Origin of the sequence: Paenibacillus radicis (ex Xue et al. 2023) (assembly GCF_024722015.1) — a bacterium.
GTDB lineage: Bacteria > Bacillota > Bacilli > Paenibacillales > NBRC-103111 > Paenibacillus_S.
Genome location: NZ_JANQBD010000017.1, coordinates 112780 through 138439 on the forward strand (window position 1 = coordinate 112780; position 25660 = coordinate 138439).

The following is a 25660-nucleotide window of genomic DNA, read 5'->3' on the forward strand; positions in this document are numbered from 1 at the left end:
AATCCATGCTCGTAAATTGACTTTTTTACAATTTTTTTGACTTTTCCTCTTATCCTTTGACTCCACCGGTCGCAATACCCTCGATAACACTCTTCTGACCGATCATAAATATGATTAGCAAAGGAAGAATAGATGATACAGCCGCAGCCATAATTAATGAGTAGAATTCACCGCTTAGTGAAGTGAACTTTTGCATCGCGAGCGGAATAGTGAACAGCTTATCCGTCCTCAAGAAGATCAACGGGTTCTGATAATCATTCCATGTCCAAATGAAGCGAAGAATCGCATAAGTCGCAATGGACGGCCTAACCAGCGGCAGCGCAATGGACCAAAAAATCCGAAAGTGACCAGCGCCGTCGATTTTGGCGGACTCAATAAATTCATTATGAAGTCCCATAAAAAACTGACGCAGCATAAATGTACCAAGAACACTAAAGCTGCCAAGTAGGATAAGTCCCAGGTGACTATCAAACAGTCCGATATACCGGTATAAAATAAATTGGGGTACCAAAGTAGCTTGTCCAGGAACCATGAAGGTGGTCAGAACGATTAGAAACAGCCACTTGCTTGCCTTAAACTGTACCTTGGAGAAACCATAAGCAGCCATACTGGAAACAATTACTGAGATGGCAGTCGTAATTAAAGCAATTTTAATCGAGTTCCAGTAATATAAATAGAACGGAAATTTACCCAGCCATACTTCCGTATAGTTCTTTACTGCGTTCCATTGCTGCGGAATCCAATCGATTGGAAAATTGAATACATCCGATTCCATCTTAAACGATGCAGACAGCATCCAAAAGAATGGCATTAGAAACAAAATGCTGACCGCAAACATAACAATGGTCACTATTACCCTTCTGAGGCTTAGAGGCTCCCTCATGTTAGTTCCCCCCGTTTCCGTAATTCTCGTCGAATTTTAATAATTAACCCATTTTTTCTGGCCGATCCATTGAAGCGCCGTAATTACCAATACGCACAAGAACAGAACTGCGGCCATCGATGAAGCGTACCCTAACTTCAGGTTCGTGAAAGCTGCATCATACATATACCATACGAGCAAGCTGGTTGACTGTACGGGGCCCCCCTGTGTCAGCACCGCTATCAAATCAAACACTTTAAAGGTAGAAATAAAGCCGGTTATCATAAGGAAAAATGTTGTTGGCGATAGCATCGGCAATGTAACACTTTTAAATTTTATCCAGCCATTCGCGCCATCGATATCCGCCGCTTCATATAAATCCTTCGGTATCGCCTGCAAAGCTGCAATATACACGATTAGATTGAAGCCAATGGAAATCCAAACATAGATCATCATTACAGAAAGGAGCGCATAGTCCGGATCGGCAATCCACTTGGGCGGATTAGAGACACCAATGGACATAAGGAACTGATTGACCGGTCCAAGAGAAGGGTGGAACAATACTTGCCATACAATGGCAACGGCCACTACGCTTGAAATATAAGGCATGAAGTAGGCTACTTTAAAAAAGCTTTTGAAGTAAACCTGCTTGTCTATCAGAATCGCCAGTACCAACGAAATGATCAAGTACGCAGGAACGGTCAGCAGAAAAACAGCATTGTTGCGGAATGACTTCAAAAAAGTTGGATCATGAAATAATTTCTTGAAATTATCCAGTCCAGCCCATTCAAACCCACCGAAGCCCATTATGAAATTCCAATTGGAAAAGCTTAAAATGAACGTCGCAATGATTGGAATTAACACAAGTACTGTTACCCCGATCAACATTGGGCTTACGAATAGGAAGCCCGCTAATGTTTCTTTACGCTGCAAGCTGCTGCTGCGCTTTTTAGTAATCCGGTTTCCCGCTGAGTTAGCGGATGGATTGGAGTTCATATGTCATTCACCTCGACTTCCTTTATGTTGATTACATTATAATTAATAATGATGGTTCTTTTTTAACGCTATTTTGATCACATTATCAATTATTTTGACTTTTCCTAAAAAATTTAAGAAATTTGTGCCCCTTTAGCATTCCACACTTTACAGTAAAAATATTACCCCGGAGTCAATGATCGGACAAAAAAGAAGGGGTTGTCCCAAAGTAGCTTTAGCTACAAGGGAGCAACCCTATTGTTCTCCTAAAAAATATTTTATTAAAAGATCAGCTGGCACAGAGACTAGCCTTGCCCAATCGCCAGCCATTTGATGTCGATCGATGCTTTCTTCAACGAGTAGTAAGCAAGTGAAAGCCACCCGACCTCCAAGCTTGCTTAGGTAAGCCGCGAAGCATGAAGCCCAGAAAGCCCCGTTGTTCTTTAATTGACCAAGCACATTATCTACAATCAGAGGACGGACACCTGCTCGACCTCCATAGACGTGGGGTTGGACTGACCGCCATGCAATCCCGCAACGCTCCCCCGCGGGATTCGCGCGCGTTGGAAACTTCCTCGCTTGTGTTTGTAGTGAAGGTCCGCCGAGAAAGACAATAGATGGAAATCCTCACGTTAATTCGATCTGAATATCGTTTGAAATCAATCTAACTGGAAAAACTCACGCTAAAATAGCTGCTATGGATGATATCAGCCCAAGTACGTAGAATTAACATGAGAAATTCCAGTTATAGCGCTAGGAATGCTATTTTCGGAGTAATTAACATGACATTTTCCTTATATTTTGCTGGGAGAGGGGGAGCGCTTGGCTGCTATGCAATGCCGTAACCGAACCACGGACACGAACCAAAATTACGATTCCCGAATTTACGATCCCCAAATCACGATCCCGAATCACGATCCCCGCGATTAGCACGCGCGTTTGGAAAGGAACTCATCTCTTCATTTGACTAAGAATACCCAAGAAGGGGCTGACTTTCAAAAAGCTAAATCCTAGCGAGTGAATCCCATAGAATGTGCAAAAAAACCTCACAATAAAAATGCACCTCCTAGAATTTCATCGGATAAACTAGAAGTTTATTCCAATGTCTATTCTAAGAGGTGCACTCCAACTGTCAAAGTGGATATAAAGTCGATATGATTGATTCTTTTGTATCCCTATTTCAGATTAAGTAGTGAATGGGCTACTCCAAAATGGCTTTTGAGACAGCCCCCCTACTCCTTTACTATGCTATTGAGGTAGGTGCGCCAAACGGTGAGCTGTATCCACTAATTCCACTAAGAATGCGCTTTGCCTCCTCATCACTCATCGAACCGTATCTTTCCGCGGCATCTACAATTTTCGGGAATAGATGCACATCACCCGCGGTAGCAAATCCCGCTACACCTGGGAAGGATAATACGAAATGGACACAGGCGTCGATGATCTGCTGATTATCGAACGGCTCATACCAGGTTGCATAACCACGCTGTTGCTCTACTCCCCACGGCCCTTTGGCAATTGCTTTGATGACTCGCAAGGCAACATCTTGTTTGCCGGTTTCCTCGATTAATTGGTCAAAAGCCTCTCGGTAATCGGGAAGGGAATACAAGTAATAGTTCAAAGGCAGAAGCACAGTATCAAAGGAATAGCGACGCAGTGCTTCCAAATGTGTAGCTGGAGCTTGATGACCATGGCCTGTAATTCCGATTGCCTTCACGATGCCTTCTTCCTTTGCCTCCAGAACAGCTTCCAAAGCTCCGCCCTTTTCCGTGCATTTATCCAGTTCGTCCACTGTGCCAACAGAATGAAGCTGAAGCAAATCGATATGATCTACCTGTAGCAGCTCCAAAGAACGGTAAATTTGGGCTTTAGCTTTCTCCTTCGTACGTTCGCCTGTTTTGGTCGCAAGAAAAATATCATCTCGGACCTTCGGCATCCAGGGTCCCATTCTTAGCTCTGCGTCACCGTAGCTCGCTGCTGTATCAAAATGATTGACACCATGCTGCAAAGCATACGAGATGGAAGCATCCGCTTCCTCCTGTGTCACTTTGCCAAGACTGGCTGCACCAAACATAACGACCGATCTGGGATTGCCCAGACGTCCCATTCTTCGTTGTTCCATCTTACTTCCCCTCCTGCCAATTTTTCTTATAAAATAAATATAGGGCTACCTGGTAGAGCCTAAAGCGCTTCTCATACTAAGAATGTATTTGGATGTATCGAGCGGATTAACACCTCTGCGAGTCCTTGCTGCATCAACATCAGGAGGACATTCCCGGTAGCTGTCGAATCGGGCTGTATAGGTGCCTCGCCCACCAGTCAATGTGCTTAGTTTCACCGGGAACTCAAGTGAGCTTGCAACCGGGATAAGCCCTTCCACTGTAAATCTTTCGCCTGCTATAACAGGATAATCGAATACAGCTCGCATAAGGTTCAACTCGTTCAATATTTTACCGCTTACTTCTTGGGGAGCTGTAATTCTAAAATGAAGATAGGGTTCCAGCAGCGTTGTCCTTGTATGCGCCAGTCCATCCATAATTCCCATGGGTGTAGCCAGTACAAAGTCCAACGGATGGGTATGCCAAACATGATGCTGTCCCTCCACCAGCGTCACACGAAGATCTGTAACTTCCCAACCCTGCAAGCCCTGCATTAGTGCCTCAGGCACTCGCCTCGCCACCTCATTTTGGTAGCTGTACAGCAAATCCTCCGGCTTAACCTGGGAAGTATATTGAAGTCCGCTGCCGCGAGGGCCAGGCTCAATGTGAAACCGCAATATCGCCCAGCAAGGTTTGGGCATCGTATAAGCCACATATCCATAACCTGTGCCGGATGGAGTTTCTTTGTAAATCACACTTGGCGAGCCGAATTCAGCACGTAGACCGAAACGGCTATGTAGCTGATGGGTGAGAATTTCCAGCTGAATAGGCCCCATGATCTTGATATGCAGCTCCCGCTCCTGCTGATGCCACTGCAAATCCAGCAGCGGGTCCTCGTCAGCGAGCTCCTGCAAGGCAGCTACAAGCTGAGGGTACTCGGCATTGCTTGCCGGATGCACCTGCACGGTCAGCAGCGGAACTGTCAGCCTGTGCTCAGGAGGCACGGAAGCAGCGCTGCCGATAACATCTCCGATCCTCACTCGGCTTAGTCCGCAGACGGCCGCTATATCCCCGGCGTTCAGCACGCCGACATCTTCATAATGGCCTGCATGGATTTTACGAATTTGCGTCACTTTCTCATCCAGCTCTTGCGTAGTATTATGAATCATATCGCGATTCTGAATACGTCCGGCATACAATCGGACTAACGCTATTTTTCCCATTACTTTGTCACGCTCAAGCTTAAATACAACACCGGATAACGGATCTTCCACTTTACCCGATGGAGAAGGCAAGAAGGATAGCGCTGCATCCATCAGCTCCTTTATGCCAATCCCTTTGCTCGCCGCGGCAAACAAGACAGGATAAACCTTCGCTTGTTTTGCCAATCCGCATAGACGCTCATAAAGTACCTGCCGGGGAACCTCTTCCCCTTCTATATAATGCTTCATCAGCTGTTCATCATGTTCAGCGAGTTGCTCCAAAACGGAGTCATAATCCGATTGCTCTAATGAAGGTTCAGTCTCACTCTTTCCATTAAGCGAAAACTCCCACAAGCTGTTTACGCGGCTAAAGCTATCTTCCTCACCCGAATAGCACTGCACAGGAATGGCATTAGGAGTTAATACGGAACGGATTTCGTTAAGCACCCGCTGAGCCGAAGCGCCTGTCCGATCCATTTTGTTAATGACAATTAAGGTGGGAATCTGAAGAGTCCGCAAAGCATTCCATAGTGTTTCCGTATGAGCTTGAACCCCTTCTACAGCTGACACTATTAAGATGGCCCCATCCAGAACACGCAGAGACCTTTCCACCTCGGAGGAAAAATCAACATGACCCGGCGTATCTATTAAATTGACCTTGTAGCCCTTCCATTCGAATACTGTTGTCGCAGCCCGAACCGAAATGCCCCGTTCCCGCTCTACATCCAGCCAATCGGTCTGTGCCGTTCCCATATCAACTCTGCCCAGACTGCGGATTCGACCGCTTTCGTATAACATATGCTCGGTTGTTGTCGTCTTGCCGGCATCAACATGAGCAACGATGCCGATATTCCTCAGCTTCATTTCTCTTCGCTGCGGTCAGTCGCAGGTGGAGGCGTGATTGATAAAGAATCAATCTCTTTACGCCACTCAGGTGTCATATCGACCTGTAGGGCTGCAAGCGATGGCTCCAGCTGCTCCAGGCTGCGGGCTCCGATGATCGGTGCAGTCACACCTGGGTGAGACATAACCCACGCAATAGCTAAAGTTGCCGGATGCAGTTCACGTTCTGCGGCATATTCGGTAAAACGTTCCGCAACATCATAATACAGCTGCTCACCGTAACGTTTGCCGTACATCTCCTGCTCAACGAGCCTGCCTTGCGCCGGTCTTTTATCCTTGCCGTATTTCCCGCTTAGAAGCCCGCCACCTAATGGGCTGTAAGAAATAACGCCTATCTGCTCGGATTCAGCCAATGGCAAAATCTCCACTTCAGCCTGCCGCTTGACCAGGTTGTACATCGGCTGGATGCATTCGAAGCGAGCCAAGCCCGCTTTATCCGAAATACCCTGCGCCTTGGCGATTTGCCAGGCCGCCCAGTTGCTAACCGCCGGATACAATATTTTACCCTGCTGCTGTAAATCGTCCAAGGCTCGCAGTGTTTCTTCCATTGCTGTAGTGGAATCGAAGTTATGGATGAAATATAAGTCGAGCCTGTCCGTGCCCAGTCGTTTCAAGCTTTGTTCAACGGACAGCATAATATTGCGGCGCGACATCCCTCGGGCATTGATATCACTGCCCATTGCCATACTAACCTTCGAAGTGAGGACGATTTCATCACGGCAATCAGCAATACAGCGCCCGAGTATTTCCTCTGAACGTCCTCCCGCATATACATTGGCACAATCAAAGAAATTAATGCCTACCTCTCTGCATCTCCGAAACATTGCTCGCGAGGTTTCCTCGTCTGCGTTTCCTCCGAAAGACATCGTTCCGAAGCACAAGCTGGACACCTGAATGCCCGTTTTTCCTAATGTGCGGTATTTCATTTTCAATAATCCTCCCAAGAGTTTCGCTCTGCGAAACTGACATTATAATGATTAATTAGACAATTGCGGTGCTCCCGGCATTAATTGCATAAATTCGATTCGGTTGCCATCCGGGTCTTTAGCCCAGCATTGGTAGTTCGTATCCTTGCCCATTTTGGGCTCAACATCCAGAGTCACGCCGTTCGCTTTCAAATGATTGGCAATCTCATGAATATCATCTACCTCAAGGCATAAATGATTATAGCCTATAGGCTTCTGCACGGGCTCGACCTTATTCAACCCACCATAAAAGAGTTCAATAAATTGCCCTTCGCATACTTTAAGATATTGAATCCAAGGCTGATCATCCTTATCCTGCAGCTCGAACAATTTCTGAAAACCCAATATATTGCAGTAAAAATGCAAGGATTGTTCCATGTCCTCAACTGTAAGAGCAATATGTCCAAGTCGTTTTATCATATTATCTCCTCCTAAGGTTTCAGCGAAACCAGCATCGTAAGCCTTCGCGCGGTCTTTTTTTAAACAAAATCGATAACGTAAGCGTTCTCTCAGATTTGCTTGGATATAATTCACTTATTCGGCTTCCCTTTTCATTTTATAGAAAAATCTGTTGAAATATAAGGAGTGACTTAGTCTTTATTAAGTTACCTTGAGGTAAGGATGGCACTGAGGCGTTAGTAAGGCAATATATATTCAGTACTTAACAAACCTAAGAATGTTAATTATAATGAGCACTGAATCTATCATGTAACGAAAAATAGTTGGAGGTGCTTTAAAAATGAAATACCGTAAGCTTGGAAACAGCGGCTTAAAAGTCAGCGAAATCAGCTTGGGCAGCTGGATGACCTATGGAGGTTATGTTGAAGACGATAAGTCGGTTAAATCAATAGAGCAAGCCTATGACTTGGGAGTTAACTTTTTCGATACAGCTAATGTATATGAACGCGGGGAAGCCGAGCTCGTTATGGGTAAGGCATTAAGCGCCTATTCCAGAGATTCCTATGTACTGGCTACTAAAGTGTTCTGGCCTATGGGTGACGGTCCTAATGACCGGGGTCTTTCCCGTAAACATGTGATCGAGCAATGCCATGCCAGCTTGAAGCGTCTGAATACGGATTATGTAGACCTTTACTACTGCCACCGCTTCGATCCTGAGACACCGCTTGAAGAAACGCTCCGCGCCCTCGATGATCTTGTAACACAAGGCAAAGTCCTGTACGTTGGTGTTAGTGAGTGGACGGCTGCTCAGATGGTCGAAGCTCTCTCCATTGCGGATAAATATTTACTGGATCGTATCATTGTTAACCAACCGGTATATAACATGCTTAACCGCTATATTGAAAAAGAAGTCATCCCTACCGGCTTGTCCAAAGGGATTAGCCAGGTCGTATTCTCACCACTCGCTCAAGGTATTCTTACGGGAAAATACCGTGCAGGCGCCGGTGTGCCAGCCGACAGCCGGGCTGCAAGCAAAAGCTGGGGGGATGAGAAGCTTACCGAATCCACCTTGGCTAAGGTCGAGCAGCTGATTAAGATTGCCGATGAGCTGAATATTAAAGTTTCACAATTGGCTTTGGCCTGGATTCTGAGACAGCCGAATGTCGCGAGCGCATTGGTCGGCGCAAGCCGTCCGGAGCAGGTTATCGAGAACTGTGCAGCCTCCGGGATCGTGCTGTCCGAGGATGTAATCAACTCCATTGAAGGCATTTTGCAGAACTAGCTGCTGCCCCCAGACAATTCAAGCAAAGGGCGGCTAATCTCTGATTAGCCGCCCTTTACTGTACCCACTTCAACGTTTGCTTCTTGACTTTATTGCTGCCCGATTTGCTACTGAACGACTACCAGGCTTGCTGCCAGACTTGTAAGATGAACGGTTCTTCTGGTTTAAACGGACACTCGCCGTCGATACCTTCGCACCTCCGCCAAACATGCCAAACAATTTCATAATCGGTCCCATTTGCTGAAAAAGACGAATCATTTGGTTGGCTTTGCCCATCATGGATATAATTCCGTCAATCCCGCCGAAGCCGCCCAGTAAGGAAGCACCGGTATTTGGAGTTGCGGCTGCTGAAGCTTCCACGTTTTGTTCCGATTCAATCCGTCCTATCTGCATATCCTCATCCTCAATGAAATTCCTGCTTCCTCTTGACGGTCTTGCAGCGATATTTTTATAGCGCTTATAAGATTTGGCTGGAGCGTTGCCACTGCGTCCTTTGGTTACCGCTTTCCCAGGAGCACGTCCTCTTGATGAGCTTATAGAAGCCTGCTGTCCCCGCATCCGTTTCTTTTTGTCCATCGAGTTCCCTACCTTCTTCAAATGTTTTTCTGATACCTAATACAGGATACTTGTCTCTGCTATACTGTATATGTATGTAGAAGCCATATAAAAAGGTTGGGATACCCGACTAGTACCGATGAAATGTGTGTTTGTTTAGTTGTGATTACAGAATACCTAGCAATACCTAGCCTTATTTCAGCTCCAGCGTTGCGCGATACAGCAGCTGATCCCAGCTAACCTTCGCCCCCAACGTCTCCCCTGCAAAACGAAGTGGTATATACAAATGTCCATCCACGATGACAGGAGCCTGCTCAAGCTTGATCGCCCTGCCGTTTACAATGGCATCCGGTACATCTGGACGCAAAGTCAGCTCAGTTGTACCACGTTTGGCAGTTAATACACGTTCTTCGCCATCCCATTTGAAGTCGGCTCCAATTCGCTCGAAAATACCTCGAAACGGCACCATGGTCACATCCTGCTTAATAAAACCGCGATTTTCATTGACGAATTTTCCATTCACTACTACCTGAACCTGCGGATCATCGTAGCGCTTTACTATTAAGGCATTACTCAGCAATCTGCCAGGAGAGCGCTTCATCATCCCTTCGGCGTACAAGGCTGAGCTGGACCCCCCATCCATATTCATGGCCTCTACCATTCCAAGCTCCACCAGGGCTTGTGCCATATCTACAGCTGTTGCTGAGGATACGGTTCCCATAACCAGCCGCCCCTCCCCATTCACACCAACAAAACTGCGTGTATTAGCCGATCCCGTAATTTTAGGATCATCAAAGCCATCTCTTTCAAAATCTACATCGGCCTGTCCGTTCGTTACCAGCTTCGGACCTGCCCCAATAGCTGTTTCCCACGCTTCTGCAACGGGAACAGCATTCGAACCGCTGCCGTCAGCCACATAGGCTTCTATTTCAACTTGATCGCCCTCATGCAGATTAGGCAGCAAATTTTTATCATTATTTGGACTATGCCCAATATAGATTACATAACCATTCTCAGGAGCAGCGGCGGCACCCTCCGTCAATGACGTAATTCGTCCAGCTTCTATTACAGCCTTCATTCCGCCAGCTCTGTCTATCTGTTGTGCAAAATCACTTGTATAAGCGATAACTTGATCGGCATCATCACCGTAATAAGTATTTACTCCCCATGGATTAACTGTATACACGTTTTTGTTATGTTTTACCTTAAAGCTCAGCTTTGTTTGCATCTGATGAATTTGAGCCGTTTTATCCGTCTGGATACCTAGCGCCACGTTTTCTCCCGATCTCACAAAGCTCCCGGACTCGATCATCAAGCCGTTGGGATGTCTCTTGCTTTCATCCTGCTCATAAGCATCGAAAAATGTGCCGTTAACCCCTGCAACCGCATCACTGCGTTCAATCATTCCGGCAAAGCTTTCCACATAACCGATACCCGCTTCCGCCGTTATTGGCATAACCCGAATATACGGGTCCGACAAGTCAATGGTTGTCCACTGTACGGTAAATTTCTTACCGTTTGCTTGTACCGTAGTTGAGTCAAATACGACAGATTCGCTTGCCTGTGCAGAACTCCCTGTCCATGAGATCGCGAGCAATACAGCTGCACTAGCAGCCGTAATTACACTTTTCTTCCAATATATCATCTTGTCATCCCCGTTCAATCATTTATGAAATTTCAATAAACACCCCTGCTTATAATTGAAAAATAGAGCCTTTGAACAAAAAAAAGACTACGATATCGAATAGTCTTTTTGCTAATAAATTTGTACTGAGCTTCACCTTAGTGCGTATCTACCGTTTTTGCTCAGGCAGTGTTACCCAACCCGCATAAATAGAATAGTAGAAGAAGAACGCTGTAATTAGTCCAAGCACCAGCAATAAAAAACCGAGTTTAGTCTTCTTTTGAAAAAATGCCACGAGCGCTCCGCTAAAAAACGACCCCATCAAAATTAAAAACAAAATGAACAAAATAATCATGAAAGCTGCTGTCTCCTTTTTATCCATCTCCATCATATCAACAGTTAATACTTTACCATTTTTGCAGCTGAAAATCGAATACTAAGGCGCATTGCTTACCTAAATGTTACTAAGTCATATTAATTTCAGTACTTTTCTCGCAACTATGTTTTCCTTATACTGATTAGAGAAGCTGAATTTTGCAGCTATTGGGATTCAATGTGCCCAGCCTGCAGGATGACAGATTCAACCTACTAAAGGAGGTTCATAATGCCTTATCAAGCGAATTCAGAACGTTATCAATCAATGAAATATAACCGGAGCGGGCGATCAGGTGTGCAGCTGCCTGCAATATCATTGGGGCTGTGGCATAACTTTGGAGGCGTGGATACATATGAGAATGGAAGAGCAATGCTTAGAGCCGCATTTGATTTAGGCATTACACATTTCGATCTGGCCAACAATTACGGACCGCCACCGGGCTCAGCTGAAGAAATGTTCGGGTCGATGATGAAGTCGGATCTGGCTCCGTACCGCGATGAATTAATTATTTCCTCCAAAGCCGGATATCGGATGTGGGATGGACCTTATGGAGAATGGGGTTCGAAAAAGTATCTTATTGCTAGCCTGGATCAAAGCTTAAAACGCATGGGCCTTGATTACGTCGATATTTTCTACTCCCATCGTTTTGACCCTAATACTCCGTTGGAAGAAACAATGGGTGCTCTCGACCAAATCGTCCGCCAAGGAAAAGCTCTCTATGTCGGGATCTCCAGCTACACAGCCGAGCAAACGGAAGAAGCGGTTAAAATTTTGAACCGATTGGGTACTCCGCTGCTGATCCATCAGCCTGTTTACTCCATGCTGAACCGTTGGGTAGAGAACGGACTTCAAGACGTACTGCAGGAGCATGGCGTAGGAAGCATTGCATTTTGCCCACTGGCTCAGGGCTTGCTGACGAACAAATATTTAACGGGAATTCCGGCTGATTCCAGAGCCTCCAACCCTACCAGCTTCCTGAAAGAAAAAGATGTAACCGAAGATAAGATTGCGAAAATCCGCCAATTGAATGAGCTTGCCCAGCAACGGGGACAAAGCCTTGCTCAAATGTCACTCGCTTGGGTGCTGCGTGAAGGGCGAGTTACCTCCGCTTTAATTGGTGCGAGCCGCGTCAGTCAGATTGAAGAAAACGTAGCAGCTTTGGCCAACCTGGATTTCAGCAGTGAAGAGCTTGCCAAGATCGATGATATTTTAAAATAAGCACTCATAACAAAAAGCCAAGCTCGCAGTGTATGCAAACTTGGCTTTTTGTATTTTTTGAGGTCGCTCAGGAGCCTTGCCCAACTGTTTGAGCCCATGTATCAAACATCCTCTTTAATACGCCGTCCATCCAGCATCCGCAGTAATAACGGTACCATTAACAAAGCTCGAATCATCCGAAGCAAGAAATAATGCGACCTTGGCGATCTCTTCGGGTTCACCGGCTCTTGGGTTTAAGTTCATTCCGGCCATTGCTCTGCCCATGCCAAACTCATTTGGTTTATTAATGGAGGTGCTGATATTAGTATTTACTCCGCCTGGAGCAATAGCATTACAACGAACACCGAGCGTTGCATACTGAAATCCTACGTTCTTTGTTAATCCGACAACCGCGTGTTTGGCTGCCGTGTATGCCGCTCCTGCCCTTGAGCCCATCAAACCGCCGGCTGAAGCTATGTTAACTATGACTCCACTTCCTTTTGAAGTAAAGATGGGAAGAGCCTTGCGTATTGCTCTCATGGGGCCAGTTGTGTTAATGGCAAAAACTCTTTCCCAAAGCTCGTCTGTCAAGTCAGCGGCTGGAACAAAATTATCCATGATTCCTGCATTATTAACTAAAATATCTAGTGTGCCATAGGTGTTAACTGCCTTGTCAATTAAATTCTGAATGTCCCCTTCTTTTGCAACATTGGCTGCTACCCGCCATTGGATTTAATTTCTTCAACGACCGCATTAGCTGGATCTACATTAATATCGGATACAACAACTTTAGCTCCTTCTTGTGCGTAAAGAATAGCAATTGCTTTCCCCATACCTGAAGCTGCCCCTGTTACCACTGCAACCTTGCCTTGAAGTTTCATTCCAAACCCTCCAATTGATGATCACTGCTAAATGTTACACTAATTCAAGCTTTTTGCCATCTTTACTAGTTCTTCCTCTTCGAGCTCCCTGCCGAAAATGCTGATAAAGGTATCATTTTCTGTCCAGTCTAGCCTTATGAAACTATTCTCAGTTATTGAAGTGACGAGCAATGCTTTGGTTCCGCGGATAAATATTTCCTTACTCGACTCCGGCCCGAATGAACCTGTAGTCAGAACACCATTCTTGTGAAGCTTATAATAAGTTACCCTTAGTAAATGATTCTTATCATTCATATAAACGAGCATCGTATGATCCGTCTTGCTCTCTCCTTGGCGAATCCAAGCTAATCCCTCATCAAATGTATAACCACTTGGCAGATAGGCTGGAACATACATTTTAAAATCAGCGTAGTTCTTGACCTCCTGCTCTTTAAGCTTCAGTTCTGTTAATGTAATCGGTACCGCAACGGATTGATTAGGGGATGCCTCGCTCATTGAGGATGCAATAGATTTGGTCGAGGCTGAGACCAGTGATTCCGTGCCTGGTGCTATCGGCATAACCATTCCGAATATAAAGCCCCCGAATACAAGAGCTGTGATCATAAAACCTACCGAACCGAGACGCTCACTAAATAAACGCCGTTTTTTATGTCTATGTATTCGCTTTAAGACCTGCTCCCAAGCCTCAGGCAGAAGCAGCAGTGTTTCATTGGGATGAAGCGGCACTTGTTGCGAAGGCGTAAGCGTCGCAGCCAATGGTAGCTGCTTACTGATCCGCTGCAGCATAAGCTCTCTCAGCTTGACAACGATCTGCTCCTCATCCAGCAATCGAAAATAACGCCGGTGCTTGGCCGCCCATAAAAAAACGTCAACAGAACTGTTCTGAACAGCCGTTTTCTCCAATAAAGACAGCTCGTCTAGTTCAGAAAGCACTGCCATATAATGCTCAAACAACGTTTTTTGCACTATTACCGGCAATGAAAATACATTTCCTTTAAACAGCAGCATCCATTTCAGGTCCATGTTGCCTCCTATTGCTTGACCTTTAATCCTTCACCGATCTTATTCAATTCCTGCTCAGTCATAGCTGACCGAACAATAATATTGATATCTTGATTATTCCATTCCAGCTCCCCTCCACCCTTCACTGGGGCGGTAAAAGTGCGTATTCCATCCGGGCGATCCGCATTAGCGCTGAAGGATCGTTTGCGGAACAATATCTCCAGTTGTCCCTGATTATCTGCGCTTCCCTGGTAAACCAGCTTAACAGCGCTCGCCTTTGATTCCCCCAAGGTTATATGGACGGTCGCCTCTTGGAGTGTGTAGCCCGAAGGAATGTAAGCCGGAATGGGCATAGCAAACTGTGCTGCAGAAGCGGCCTCCTCCAGTGTAACCTTCACTCTGCGAAAAGCAGATTCATTCGGTAAATCGCGATTGTCCTCCAGCTTGGGAGGAGGGAGCATGTCGTCCGGTGGCGGAGGTGGCGTCTTGGCTCCTTCGGTAGACACATTCTCCGTGCTTCGGACGCTCACGTTAATGGTATTGTTCTTCGCTTTATAAACCATTTCAAACATAGGTCGAAACGCTTCCGTTGTATGCAATGTGCTGAACAGCATAGCTCCAGCGATCAACGAAGCGGCGCTAACCGAAGCCCACTTGGCTCTGCGAAGCCAGACTGCTTTGCGTTGCTCCTTCTGCAAACGTTGCTGCAGGGTACGCCAGGAAGCTGATGGATCAGCATTAAATTCAGTTGGTAAAGGCTCGCTATTTTCTGCGGCTTCGTCAAACAAACGCTCGAACTCCGCATCAAACTCTGACTTATTCATAGCTCATTCACCTTCCAATCATCCTGAAGTTTACGCTTGACTGCTTCTCTTGACCTGAATAATGTTTGGCGGATTTTCTCCTCCGAAACATCCAGCCGTTCAGCCATCTCCTTGTAGGAAAGCTGCTCGACCCAACGCATATGCAGCACTTGCCTGTATATAGGCTTCAATTGTTGTATGTAATGTACAATAGCTTCCTTCATTAGCTTGGCCTCCACCTCAGCTTCAGTTGAAGGATGGATAGTACTCATAAAAGATACGGCATTATCTATATAGACATCATCAGAAAGAAGTTCGTTCCGTTTATTATTATTTTTTCTTAAATAACTTATAGTTGCATTACGCGCGACCGTTCGCAGCCAGGCTATAATTCTTCCTTCTTCAACATCATGGGGGCTTTTTCGGATAAGATTTATAAATGTATCTTGAATAATATCCTCTGCAGCCGGGTGATCTCTAACTATATACATAATCTTAGGGTACACTAAGCGGTAAAATTGATCATATACTTGCTCCTGCAATATCGGGTCGAGGGACCTGATATCGCCGGTTAATAGAACTAAAATTGATTTTGACATAACTCCTCCGCAGCCGCATAAGCCGATTCCTTTATTTCCCAATGGATATTGCCCAAGCTCTATCTTACACTTTTTCATCCATTATTAGGAGATTAATCTCACATTTTGTATATTCAGCATTATTATTTAGAATGAATGGACTTAATGAAGGGTTGTCAATTAGTGGTTGAAAAAAGCGAGAAGCTGCAAGGAGGATCAAGGTACGGTTCATAGAATACCGAGGTTTAGGAGAGGTTTACGCGGTTTGCGCTTCGGCAACAAACCGCGTAAAGATCAGGCTTTTCTAAATACGAGGACTGCGTTGTGCCCCCCGAAGCCGAAGCCGTTGGAGATGGCCAACTGAATCGGAGAAGCTTCCGCCTTATTAGCGACAATATCCAAATCACATTCCGGGTCTGGGTTCTCGAAGTTAATCGTTGGCGGGATAATGCCCTCCATCAAGCTCTTCACTGTAATTACAGCCTCTAGCCCTCCGGCGGCACCGAACAAATGCCCTGTCGCTGATTTCGTAGCACTCACCTTCAACTGGTACGCATGTTCACCAAATACTCGTTTGATTCCCTTTACCTCTGCACGGTCACCAAGCGGAGTACCGGTTGCATGCACGTTGATATAATCGACTTCCTCCGGCTGTACGCCAGCATCCCTAAGCGCTTCCTTCATAGCCATAGAATTGCCTGTTCCTTCCGGATCAGGTGCTGTTATATGATAGGCATCCGCAGATTGCCCATAGCCAATAATCTCCGCGAGAATTGTAGCGCCTCTAGCACGAGCATGCTCCCACTCCTCCAGTACAAGTACCCCTGCCCCTTCTGACATCACAAATCCGTCACGATTCGCATCGAACGGCCGGCTAGCCTTCTGCGGCTCATCATTTCGTGTCGACATCGCCTTCATATTGCAGAAGCCTCCAAAAGACAGTTCATTCACCGGCGACTCCGCCCCACCGGCAATCATCGCATCTGCAGCGCCGCATCGGATAAGATGAAAGGCTTCTCCGATTGCATTATTTCCGGAAGCACAAGCATTAACAGGCGTTGTATTCGGCCCCTTTGCCCCTATTTGAATAGATAGCTGAGCCGATCCCATGTTAGCGATCATCATGGGGATAAGGAACGGACTGATGCGGCGTGCCCCTTTTTCCAGCATAGTTTTATGATTGTCGAGTGTGGTTTGAATTCCGCCAATCCCGGTTCCAATGGACACTCCTACGCGGAACGCATTTTGTTCCGTAATCTTTAAATCAGCATGAGTCAAAGCCTGCTTCCCCGCCGCTACAGCAAACTGTACAAAACGGTCCATATGCCGCAGCTCCTTGGGCTCGAAGTAATCCTCCGGATGAAAATCAGTAACAATGCCGGCTATTTGCGTAGCAAAAGAAGATGGGTCAAACACCTCAATGCGCGAGATTCCTGACTCCCCTTGAACCAGTCGGCTCCAGAAGGATGAAACATCCGATCCGAGGGGGGATATAACTCCTAAACCTGTAACAGCCACACGTCTTGACATATAGAAACAGCTCCTTATTAGAGGTTGTTCAAAAAGTCCAACTTTTGATCACGAAGTAAACTCAGGAAGCTTATTCGACATCGAATCTTGCGTTCACCCTCGAAGTCCGGTGCTCATGTAGGTTTTGCCTACACTCCGCTCCTCCTTCTTCAGGTTCTCGCAACCTTCTCGGTGCTGAAAAGTTGACTTATTGAACACTCATTATTAGTAAGATATTAAAGGCTCATTGATTTGCTGATCCAGTTGAAGCTTCAATAGCAAGCCCGCTTGTACAAGTCCTGCTCCAAATCCGTAGAGCAGCAATCGGTCTCCATTCTTTACTCTCCCATCCCGAATGCCCAAGTCAAGCGAAAGCGGAATCGTTGCAGCAGATGTATTGCCGAACTGCACGAGGCTGTAGAGGGTTCGCTCAATGGGAAACCCACTTCTCTCACATACAGGCTCAATAATTCGCAAGTTAGCGCTATGCGGAATAAACCAATCTACCTGATCCATGCTCCGTCCGCCTTTTTCAAGTAAAGCATTCATTCCATCCGGTACTGTGCGCACCGCCCACTTAAACACTTCCTTGCCATTTTGTACGAGCAGCTTAGAGTCCTTCAGTTCCACCTCATTGAGCTTGTTGGCAATGCCGGTGCGGTAAACATGGATACCTCCCTTGCCCTCCGTTCCCATATGAAAGGCCTCGAAGCTTGATTGCTCTGCATCCTGCTCCACTAATGCAGCACCGGCTCCATCCCCGAACAACACACAGGTTGTACGGTCTGTGTAATCTGTTATCTTCGAAATCGTATCCGCTCCGATAACCAGAATTTTGCGGTGCAGCCCTGATGCAATGAAGCTATGTGCCGTATGCAGCGCATAGGCAAAGCCGGCACAGGCTGCACTCAAATCAATAGCACCAGCAGCCGTCTGTATACCCAGACGGTCTTGTACAATAGCCGCAACACTTGGAAAAGGAAAATCCGGTGTGCTTGTGGCAACAATAATCAAATCAACATCGCTAACGGTCTTATTATATCTGTGCAGCAAATCTTGAACCGCCGCTACGCATAAATGACTGGTATATTCATCGGGTCTGCTAATTCTGCGCTCTCGAATTCCGGTTCGTTGTACGATCCATTCATCGCTTGTCTCCACCATGTCTTCGAGATCTTTATTTCGTAGTATGCGTTCCGGTACATAGGTGCCAATAGCTGTAATACGGGCATGTTGTAAGTACATGGATCAACGCTCCTTTGATTGTTATCTAGTATTAGTACCTAGTACTAATTATAATCAGTATAACTTCCTCAGCTTGTCCTTGTCAATCCGAAAAAACCGGCCCCCTGCACACATCATGTGCTGGGAGCCGGTTCTCTATTAGGGAATATGAATAATGCCATCAAGATCACTTATATCCGATTTATTGAGGAATAACGGCTTTCGTGACGATTTCCCATTCATGTATTTCGTAACCCCTTGCGCCGCTGGATACATAAGGGTCTTGTCTGACCGCTTCCACAACTTCATCCGTTGATTCCGCTATGTAAATAACCAATCCACCGGAACCGTCTGAAAACTTGCCACTAGCAAATATTTTGCCCTCATTACGACCCTTTTCAAGAAATTCAAGATGCTGGGGACGGAACTGCTGGCTTTTCTCAATATTAATGATAGGTAAAAAAACGGCATAATATTTCATCAGAAAATCCCTCCAAAATAAAAGTTTATTATTTAAGACAGCCTTATCCAGGATTATTCGGAGTCGAACAATCCCAGATAAGTACCATAGCCTTCCTTCTCAAGCTCATTCTTTGGTATAAAACGCAGCGCCGCAGAATTAATGCAATAACGCAGTCCTCCCGCTGACTTGGGACCATCATTAAAAACGTGGCCCAAATGCGAATCCGCCTCCCGGCTGCGCACTTCAGTCCGTATCATGAAATGGCTGAAATCCTGCTTATCCTTCACATTTGAAGATACCAACGGTTTGGTGAAGCTTGGCCAGCCGCAGCCGGAGTCGAATTTATCAAGTGAACTGAACAACGGCTCTCCTGATACGATATCCACATATATGCCTGCACCTTTATGATCCCAGAACTCATTTTGGAAAGGAGGTTCGGTTGCATTGTTTTGTGTCACTTCATATTGAATTGGGGTCAGCTTGCTTCTTAGCTTCTCTTTATCCTCTTCAGTATTCCAGTGAGCGGCTATGAAGCTATCACGACCTGAGCCTTTTCTGTACATCTTGTAATGCATCGTTTTTTTATGATGATAGCCCTGATGGTAGTCTTCTGCTTCGTAAAAGGGTCCCGCCTCAACGATTTCTGTCACAATAGGTTTGCTGAAACGTCCGCTTTGCTCCAATTTCTGCTTGGAAGCCTCCGCCAACTGCTTCTGCTCATCACTATGATAAAATATCGCTGTTCGATAGGAACGCCCGCGATCATGAAATTGTCCGCCTGCATCCGTCGGGTCGATTTGCTGCCAGAAAATATCGAGCAGCTTCTCATAAGAGAATAGCTGCGGATCATAAGTAATCTGCACCGCTTCCGCATGCCCTGTCATTTCCGAGCAAACCTGCTCATAAGTGGGATTTACAGTGCTTCCACCCGCATAACCCGAAACGACTCGCTGAATCCCTGGCATTTCCTCAAATGGAGAAACCATGCACCAAAAGCATCCTCCTGCAAACGTCGCTAGCTCGTAACTGCCCTTCTTTTCGGTCTCATCTTTCATCCGTATCCCTCCACCCTATAAGAAATAACTTGCCACTTCTTATCATAACAAGGTTTCAGACATTTTCCAAATGAGCTGCAAAAACCATACGAATGTAAAGATCTGCATATTTACTGCATCGAATGGAAAAATATAACCATACAAAATAAAAGTTTCAGGTGGATGTGAAATGGAAACGTCACTTAAGAAAATCAGTTTTTTGCAGGTCTGTATGATCCTTATGCTAATGAATGGACTTACGAATCATGTCATTGTGAACCCAATGCTACTGGATGCCTCCGGAAGAGACGCCTGGATTTCTGTTTTATTTACCGGGGCCTTATTTCTCCCATGGTGCGCTCTTCTTGTATGGTTCATGAAAAAATCTGGTCAGCAAAAGCTCCAGCCTTGGTTAGCTCGAAAAACAACTCCTATTGTGTCATGGATGATTGTAATTCCGATCTGTCTGCAGCTGTTTCTAATCGGATGTAGTACTGTCTTGCATAGCGCAACATGGACAATAACCAACTACTTGCCTTCCACTCCAAAGCTTATCTTGGTTATTACTTTATGTCTGGTTTGTTATTATTACGCCAAATCAGGCATTAGCATGATTGCCGTGAGCGCGGGAATCTTACTTCCAATCGTCGTTCTATTGGGTTATTTCGTTTCTTTCTCGAATTCCCCTCGTAAAGACTATACTCTTCTGCAGCCTGTTATGGAGCATGGATTACAGCCTGTTATTCACGGGATGCTCTATGCCGGAGGCGGATTTATCGAGATGTTCATGATCATCGCCATCCAGCATCGATTGAAATCCAACCTTCGCGCCTGGAAGCTCGTAATATTGGGGATTATCATGATTTATATTACTATTGGTCCGATTGTTGGCGGAATTACCGAATTTGGACAGGAGGAAGCGGCCAAGCAATTTGAATCCCCCTATGAGCAATGGCGGCTGGTCAAATTAGGCAATAATATCGAGCATGTCGATTTTTTATCCGAGTTCCAATGGCTTTCCGGTGCCGTTATTCGAATCAGCTTCGCCCAATTTCTACTTGCAGAATTATTGCCATTTCCAACTTCGAAGCAGCGAAACCGATTTATACTTTTCATCACTATCTGCTATGGCGTACTCTCTATGATCCCTATTGACAGTTATACCTTCTATTTATGGATGTATCGGTACTACATGCCCATTTCACTTGCGATTGGTTTCTTTTTATCCATCGTCTGCATCACTATCTCTTTATTTTCTAAGACCGTTAAGGGGGAAATTGCATGAATGGGAAGATGCTTGAACCCGTAGAGAGTTGGAATGAGCACAAGATAAGGGCTCTATTCCCTCATTCGGCGGATGTTCAAATCATAAGCTATCGGTTTGAGAATGATATCTCATCCGCTGAAGTCATTCTTTTATATAGCGAAGGATTATGCGAGACCAGTCAAATTGGAGAGGTCGTCCTTCCGGAGCTTGAGCATTTGTTTCGTCAAAACGGGTTTAAAGAACTGCTTCTAGACCGTACTTACGGCAGCTTGCCATTAATACCTCTGGAAGCTAACGCTACATCTGAACAAATATCCGAATTGATCTTTGAAGGGGATCTCCTGCTGCTGTTTCCTCCAACTAATGCTTTATACAAAATGTGCATTTGCAATCGTCCTCAGCGCACTCCGTGGGAATCGAGTACGGAGGTGTCCATCAAAGGACCGAAGGATGGATTTGTCGAGGATATTAGCGTCAATGTAGCTTTAATCCGCAAACGTCTTCGAAGCCCTTCCCTCTACTATGAAACCTACACACTAGGAAAACGGACCAAAACAAAGGTCGGTTTATTGTATTTTCAAGATATCATCGCTCCCGAAATATTGGAAAGAATCCAAAAGAAAATAAGCCAGCTTCAGATCGACGGACTGTTTAGCATCAACCAGCTCGAAGAGACGATTACCGATAACAAGTATTCTCTAATGCCATTGCTTGACTATACAGGCCGGCCAGATAAGGCGGTCAGCAGCTTGCTTGCCGGAAGATTCGTAATCATAGTTGACGGAAATCCGATGGTATTAATTGGTCCTGCTACCTTTTTGCTTATGCTGAAATCGCCTGAAGATCTATACTTTAGCTTCCAATATATTTCATTTGCCCGCTTTATTCGGATATTCAGCTTCTGTTTATCCATTCTCCTTCCCGGAGCTTGGGTAGCACTCTCTTCATTCCACCCGGATCAAATTCCATTCAGGCTTATGGCAACCATATCCTCGGCTCGTATTGGCCTTCCGTTTTCCGGGCAGCTTGAGTTGTTTATTTTATTGTTATTGTTAGAGATCTTTAGAGAAGCAGGCTTGCGTCTGCCGAATTCCCTGGGTCAAACCTTGACCGTTGTCGGCGGTTTAATAATAGGAGATGCGGCCATTCGAGCAGGCTTGGTTTCACCAAGTGTCGTTGTCGTTGGAGCAATAACGGCCGTCAGCGGGACAACGTTGGTCAGCCAATCGTTAAGCGCATCGGTTAGTGTTATTCGTCTTGTGCTTTTTTTCATTTCTTCGTTTCTTGGGATGTTTGGGCTCCTCCTGGGCATAGTGCTGTTAATTGGCTATATGAGCACTCTTCGCTCCCTGGGCGTGCCCTATCTGTCGCCAATATCACCACTTATTATTAAAGATTTGTGGGGAGCCATATTCCGGATTCCTTGGGGCAAAAATAAATCAAGACCACGTTCCTTGCACACCATAGATTCGGACCGACAAGGGGAAGATTAGTGTGAAATTATGGACTAAACTGATTCTCATTTGTATAACGCTCTTGCCTCTATCCGGATGCTGGGATTCCAAGTCTATTCAAAACTTGGCTTATGTAACGGCTCTTGGGCTCGATTTTAAGGATAACGAAGTTAAGGTCTATGTTCAGGTTTTAAACTTCTCGAATGTGGCCAAAAGTGAAAATTTTGAAATTGGTAAAAATGTGCCCGTGTGGATCGGCAGAGGGGTTGGCAAAACCATTACTGAAGCTATGACTTCAATCTATGCGACGTCACAATTAAAGGTTTACTGGGGACATGTCAAAGCTATCGTCTGCAGCGAAGAGATATTAAAACAGAAGGAGACGCTCCGTCAAGCCTATGACGCTATTAACCGTTACCGTGAGGTTCGTTATAACGTTTTGTTATATGGGACGAAACATCCTTTGACCGAAATCTTTACTCAAAAGTCCATATTTAAGCTTTCACCTTTGGATACAATATTGGATACCCCTGAGGATACTTTTTCACAAAGATCGTTTATTCCTCCTCAATATGGTTATAAGATTATTTCAGAAATCAATGAACTGGGCCGCACCCCCATGCTCCCATCTATCTCTGTAACCAAAGATGTTTGGAGTGAGGATGAAAAGGAAACACCGATGTTTCTAATAGACGGGGCCTACTTAATTAATGAACAACTGATTGCACATTGGTATTCTGAAGATGATCTCAAGGGAGTACGATGGCTGCAAAAAAAAATGAAACGATCCCTTATAAATATTCCTGATAATAAAAACCCGGATGCGTCTTTGATAATGGTTAAGCCCCATCATTCTATACAGTATTACTTCGAGAATAATGAATTGCGGTTTAAAGTAAACATTAAAGCTAGTGCGTATGTCGATGAAATGGTATCCAACATCACCGTGAATACGATGAAAAAACAAGCCGAAGCAGTTGTAAGCAATGAAGTCATTTCAACCTATCAAAAAGGACTCCCGCTTCAGATGGACACACTAAATTTGCTTGGAGAACTGTATAGAAAAGACTCGGGGAAATGGTTTGAATTGCAAAAGGAAAACAAGCTTGTACTAAAAAAAGAGACCTTGGGCAAGGTCGAGGTTCATGTGGATATTATGCATACCGGAAAATATAAAGGAAAAGTACATTCTTGAGCTTAATTAGTTAATTATCGGGTTTATCGTCCGAATGGGCGGGGAAGGAACGTGCAATATACAATACCGGCGTTCCTGCAACCGAAATGACAAACTTCAGCACATAGGTTGTCAATAGAATCTGCCACCACACATCAATTGGGAACACTCCGTAGAAGGCGATTGAACAGAATACCAGGGAATCAACAAATTGGCTGAGTCCTGTGCTTCCATTGATGCGCAGCCAAAACTGCCTGCGATCCGGGAACCTTCGTTTTAATGCACTGAATACATAAACATCGAGGAATTGACTGACCAGGTAGGCGCACACACTTCCAAGGGCAATTTGCGGTGCCAAGCCAAATATTTGCTTTAGAGCCTCCTGTGCCAGATCAGTCTCTTGAGGAATGAACACAAGCACCATCTGCATAATGATCGTTGAAGCGAATAAGCTGAAAAATCCAAACCAAACGGCTTGTTTCGCAGCCTTGGCCCCGTATTTTTCATTCAACAGGTCGGTCGTCATATAAATCGATGCATAGATCGAGTTCCCCAGCGTCATGACGATTCCGAAGATTTCGATCGTTTTGACAACCTGAATGTTAGCCAGCACGGTCGCAATACCTACCCAGGCATAGAGCCCCTTACGGCCAAAGAGCCGGTAACTGACTAGAAACAAAGCAAAATTGACGATGACGAATGCAAAACCCCATACTAAATTAAACATTGTAACTACTCCTTAGTTTTGATTACGCGGGAGGATTTCGAACCGCGACCGGCGACAGATTGGCCCGCCAGTTAAGCCGCTTCGGTATTTACGAAAAAAATACCGAAGCATTTATTTTATCACGCTATGTTAAATCCAGCAATGCACAGATTGATCCGTTACATCCAGCCACGCCTCACCATTAGATCCGCTGTAATTAATGCATGACATCTCTAATCTGAAGCCACCTGTGGGCATTTGCAGGCAGCACAGCTAGAAATATAGACGCAGCAACTAGAAGCAGCGGTAAGAAACGTTTTTTCATACAATCATCTCCCAAGGATATATTTGCACTCTGAGTCTCTGATTTTTGTAATTACTAATTAGTCGTTTCGATATACGCGTCCCCTTGGCATCTCCCGCTCGTGCAAGTCAGTACTAATCTCGCATCGTTCTGATTAGAGCTGTCCAATACAAAATCCGCAGTGATATTGTGAGCACTCGAATTGGGATAGCCAAATACAGTTAAAGGATTGGTAACGTGCCTCTGGCAATAATGTTCGAATATCCGTCTATAAGTTCCCAATTAATGTCTCCCCAATTACCTGTTGGTGCGCTATTATTAACACTTATATATACATGCGTTCCATAATGATGTCTGGATTCTACTTGCGAATTCTTAAGGTACTATCCACCAAACAGCTCTCCCTACAGCCCCCTTCACCTAAAAATGCTGAAAGAAGCAAATAAATTTCCGTCTCGCTCCTTTTCTAATTATGTAATTAACTGGAAACAAGGCCGATAATATCATGCTTGTATTTGACTTAATATAGGTGTATCCAACTCTACTTTCCTTGCTAAATCGACTGCCATAATATAGGAATTTTCTGATTTAAGAGGATAGCAATCGGGGTAATGAAATTAAATAAGGGCTTAACTTTAATGTAAAAGGCTCAACTCAAAATCAGTGCATAACCTCCTCCGACCATAAGCTTAAAAAAAACCTGCAAACATGCAGTTGTTTCTAACGAAATTGCTGTTAAGAGGAAAAAAGTGTAAAAGTACAGCAATTTTCACGGAAAATCGGTCCGGTTCAGTGAAGAATGAATAAAAGATGTATCTTTGC

General features: G+C 45.2%; 22 protein-coding genes and 1 pseudogene. 5 read left to right on the top strand and 18 right to left on the bottom strand.

Annotation, left to right across the window (positions count from 1 at the left end; all coding sequences use genetic code 11):
* Positions 1-49: 49 nt before the first annotated feature.
* The 6 genes from NV381_RS22655 to NV381_RS22680 all read right to left on the bottom strand — a co-directional run bounded on the left by NV381_RS22655 (position 50) and on the right by NV381_RS22680 (position 7426).
* Positions 50-883: a carbohydrate ABC transporter permease gene (locus NV381_RS22655; protein ID WP_258215562.1), complete on the bottom strand. Its 834-nt coding sequence runs from the start codon at positions 881-883 to the stop codon at positions 50-52.
* Positions 884-919: 36 nt separating this feature from the next.
* Positions 920-1858, bottom strand: a complete 939-nt coding sequence (locus NV381_RS22660; protein WP_258215563.1) for a carbohydrate ABC transporter permease — start codon at positions 1856-1858, stop codon at positions 920-922.
* Positions 1859-3080: 1222 nt separating this feature from the next.
* The gene (locus tag NV381_RS22665) at positions 3081-3959 is read right to left on the bottom strand and encodes an aldo/keto reductase (RefSeq protein ID WP_258215564.1); all 879 of its coding nucleotides are present in this window, start codon (positions 3957-3959) and stop codon (positions 3081-3083) included.
* A gap of 45 nt (positions 3960-4004) precedes the next feature.
* Complete coding sequence (locus NV381_RS22670) at positions 4005-6002, bottom strand: GTP-binding protein (RefSeq protein WP_258215565.1); 1998 nt, start codon at positions 6000-6002, stop codon at positions 4005-4007.
* Positions 5999-6967 (bottom strand): aldo/keto reductase, encoded by a 969-nt coding sequence (locus NV381_RS22675; RefSeq protein WP_258215566.1) that lies wholly within the window; start codon positions 6965-6967, stop codon positions 5999-6001. The genes NV381_RS22670 and NV381_RS22675 overlap by 4 nt, the downstream gene beginning before the upstream one ends.
* A gap of 51 nt (positions 6968-7018) precedes the next feature.
* Positions 7019-7426, bottom strand: coding sequence for a VOC family protein (locus NV381_RS22680; protein WP_258215567.1), 408 nt, complete (start codon positions 7424-7426; stop codon positions 7019-7021).
* A gap of 319 nt (positions 7427-7745) precedes the next feature.
* On the opposite strand from NV381_RS22680, the gene NV381_RS22685 reads away from it, so the two are divergent.
* Positions 7746-8687, top strand: coding sequence for an aldo/keto reductase family protein (locus NV381_RS22685; protein WP_258215568.1), 942 nt, complete (start codon positions 7746-7748; stop codon positions 8685-8687).
* A gap of 69 nt (positions 8688-8756) precedes the next feature.
* Here NV381_RS22685 and NV381_RS22690 read toward each other — a convergent pair whose 3' ends face one another.
* The 3 genes from NV381_RS22690 to NV381_RS22700 all read right to left on the bottom strand — a co-directional run bounded on the left by NV381_RS22690 (position 8757) and on the right by NV381_RS22700 (position 11221).
* Positions 8757-9263, bottom strand: a complete 507-nt coding sequence (locus NV381_RS22690; RefSeq protein WP_258215569.1) for a hypothetical protein — start codon at positions 9261-9263, stop codon at positions 8757-8759.
* Positions 9264-9435: 172 nt separating this feature from the next.
* Positions 9436-10887, bottom strand: a complete 1452-nt coding sequence (locus tag NV381_RS22695) for a stalk domain-containing protein (RefSeq protein ID WP_258215570.1) — start codon at positions 10885-10887, stop codon at positions 9436-9438.
* A gap of 148 nt (positions 10888-11035) precedes the next feature.
* Entirely contained in the window at positions 11036-11221 is a 186-nt protein-coding gene (locus tag NV381_RS22700) for a hypothetical protein (protein WP_258215571.1), read from the bottom strand.
* A 249-nt stretch (positions 11222-11470) separates the two neighbouring features.
* Between NV381_RS22700 and mgrA the strand changes: the two genes are divergently transcribed.
* On the top strand, positions 11471-12460 hold the full coding sequence (gene mgrA, locus NV381_RS22705; RefSeq protein WP_258215572.1) for an L-glyceraldehyde 3-phosphate reductase: 990 nt from the start codon (positions 11471-11473) through the stop codon (positions 12458-12460).
* A 114-nt stretch (positions 12461-12574) separates the two neighbouring features.
* On the opposite strand, the pseudogene NV381_RS22710 reads toward mgrA, so the two are convergent.
* The 8 genes and pseudogenes from NV381_RS22710 to msrA all read right to left on the bottom strand — a co-directional run bounded on the left by NV381_RS22710 (position 12575) and on the right by msrA (position 19954).
* A pseudogene (locus NV381_RS22710) lies at positions 12575-13320 on the bottom strand (SDR family oxidoreductase).
* Between the two features lie 39 nt (positions 13321-13359).
* Positions 13360-14343 (bottom strand): DUF4367 domain-containing protein, encoded by a 984-nt coding sequence (locus NV381_RS22715; protein ID WP_258215573.1) that lies wholly within the window; start codon positions 14341-14343, stop codon positions 13360-13362.
* A gap of 8 nt (positions 14344-14351) precedes the next feature.
* Complete coding sequence (locus tag NV381_RS22720; RefSeq protein ID WP_258215574.1) at positions 14352-15146, bottom strand: hypothetical protein; 795 nt, start codon at positions 15144-15146, stop codon at positions 14352-14354.
* The gene (locus tag NV381_RS22725; RefSeq protein WP_258215575.1) at positions 15143-15724 is read right to left on the bottom strand and encodes an RNA polymerase sigma factor; all 582 of its coding nucleotides are present in this window, start codon (positions 15722-15724) and stop codon (positions 15143-15145) included. Before NV381_RS22725 ends, NV381_RS22720 begins: the two co-directional genes overlap by 4 nt.
* Positions 15725-15997: 273 nt before the next feature.
* Positions 15998-17233, bottom strand: coding sequence for a beta-ketoacyl-ACP synthase II (gene fabF, locus NV381_RS22730; RefSeq protein ID WP_258215576.1), 1236 nt, complete (start codon positions 17231-17233; stop codon positions 15998-16000).
* A gap of 204 nt (positions 17234-17437) precedes the next feature.
* Positions 17438-18457 carry a ketoacyl-ACP synthase III gene (locus tag NV381_RS22735; RefSeq protein ID WP_258215577.1) on the bottom strand — a complete coding sequence of 340 codons (1020 nt, stop codon included), beginning with the start codon at positions 18455-18457 and terminating at the stop codon, positions 17438-17440.
* Between the two features lie 181 nt (positions 18458-18638).
* Complete coding sequence (locus tag NV381_RS22740; protein WP_258215578.1) at positions 18639-18917, bottom strand: YciI family protein; 279 nt, start codon at positions 18915-18917, stop codon at positions 18639-18641.
* Positions 18918-18970: 53 nt separating this feature from the next.
* Positions 18971-19954: a peptide-methionine (S)-S-oxide reductase MsrA gene (msrA, locus tag NV381_RS22745; RefSeq protein WP_258215579.1), complete on the bottom strand. Its 984-nt coding sequence runs from the start codon at positions 19952-19954 to the stop codon at positions 18971-18973.
* A 169-nt stretch (positions 19955-20123) separates the two neighbouring features.
* On the opposite strand from msrA, the gene NV381_RS22750 reads away from it, so the two are divergent.
* The 3 genes from NV381_RS22750 to NV381_RS22760 are packed head-to-tail and all read left to right on the top strand — an operon-like array spanning position 20124 to position 23849.
* Positions 20124-21218 (top strand): endospore germination permease, encoded by a 1095-nt coding sequence (locus tag NV381_RS22750; protein WP_258215580.1) that lies wholly within the window; start codon positions 20124-20126, stop codon positions 21216-21218.
* A complete protein-coding gene (locus NV381_RS22755; RefSeq protein WP_258215581.1) occupies positions 21215-22693 on the top strand; it encodes a spore germination protein in 1479 nt (492 codons plus the stop codon). Before NV381_RS22750 ends, NV381_RS22755 begins: the two co-directional genes overlap by 4 nt.
* A 1-nt stretch (position 22694) precedes the next feature.
* Positions 22695-23849 (top strand): Ger(x)C family spore germination protein, encoded by a 1155-nt coding sequence (locus NV381_RS22760; RefSeq protein ID WP_258215582.1) that lies wholly within the window; start codon positions 22695-22697, stop codon positions 23847-23849.
* Positions 23850-23859: 10 nt separating this feature from the next.
* Here NV381_RS22760 and NV381_RS22765 read toward each other — a convergent pair whose 3' ends face one another.
* A complete protein-coding gene (locus NV381_RS22765; protein WP_258215583.1) occupies positions 23860-24555 on the bottom strand; it encodes a queuosine precursor transporter in 696 nt (231 codons plus the stop codon).
* Positions 24556-25660: the final 1105 nt, after the last annotated feature.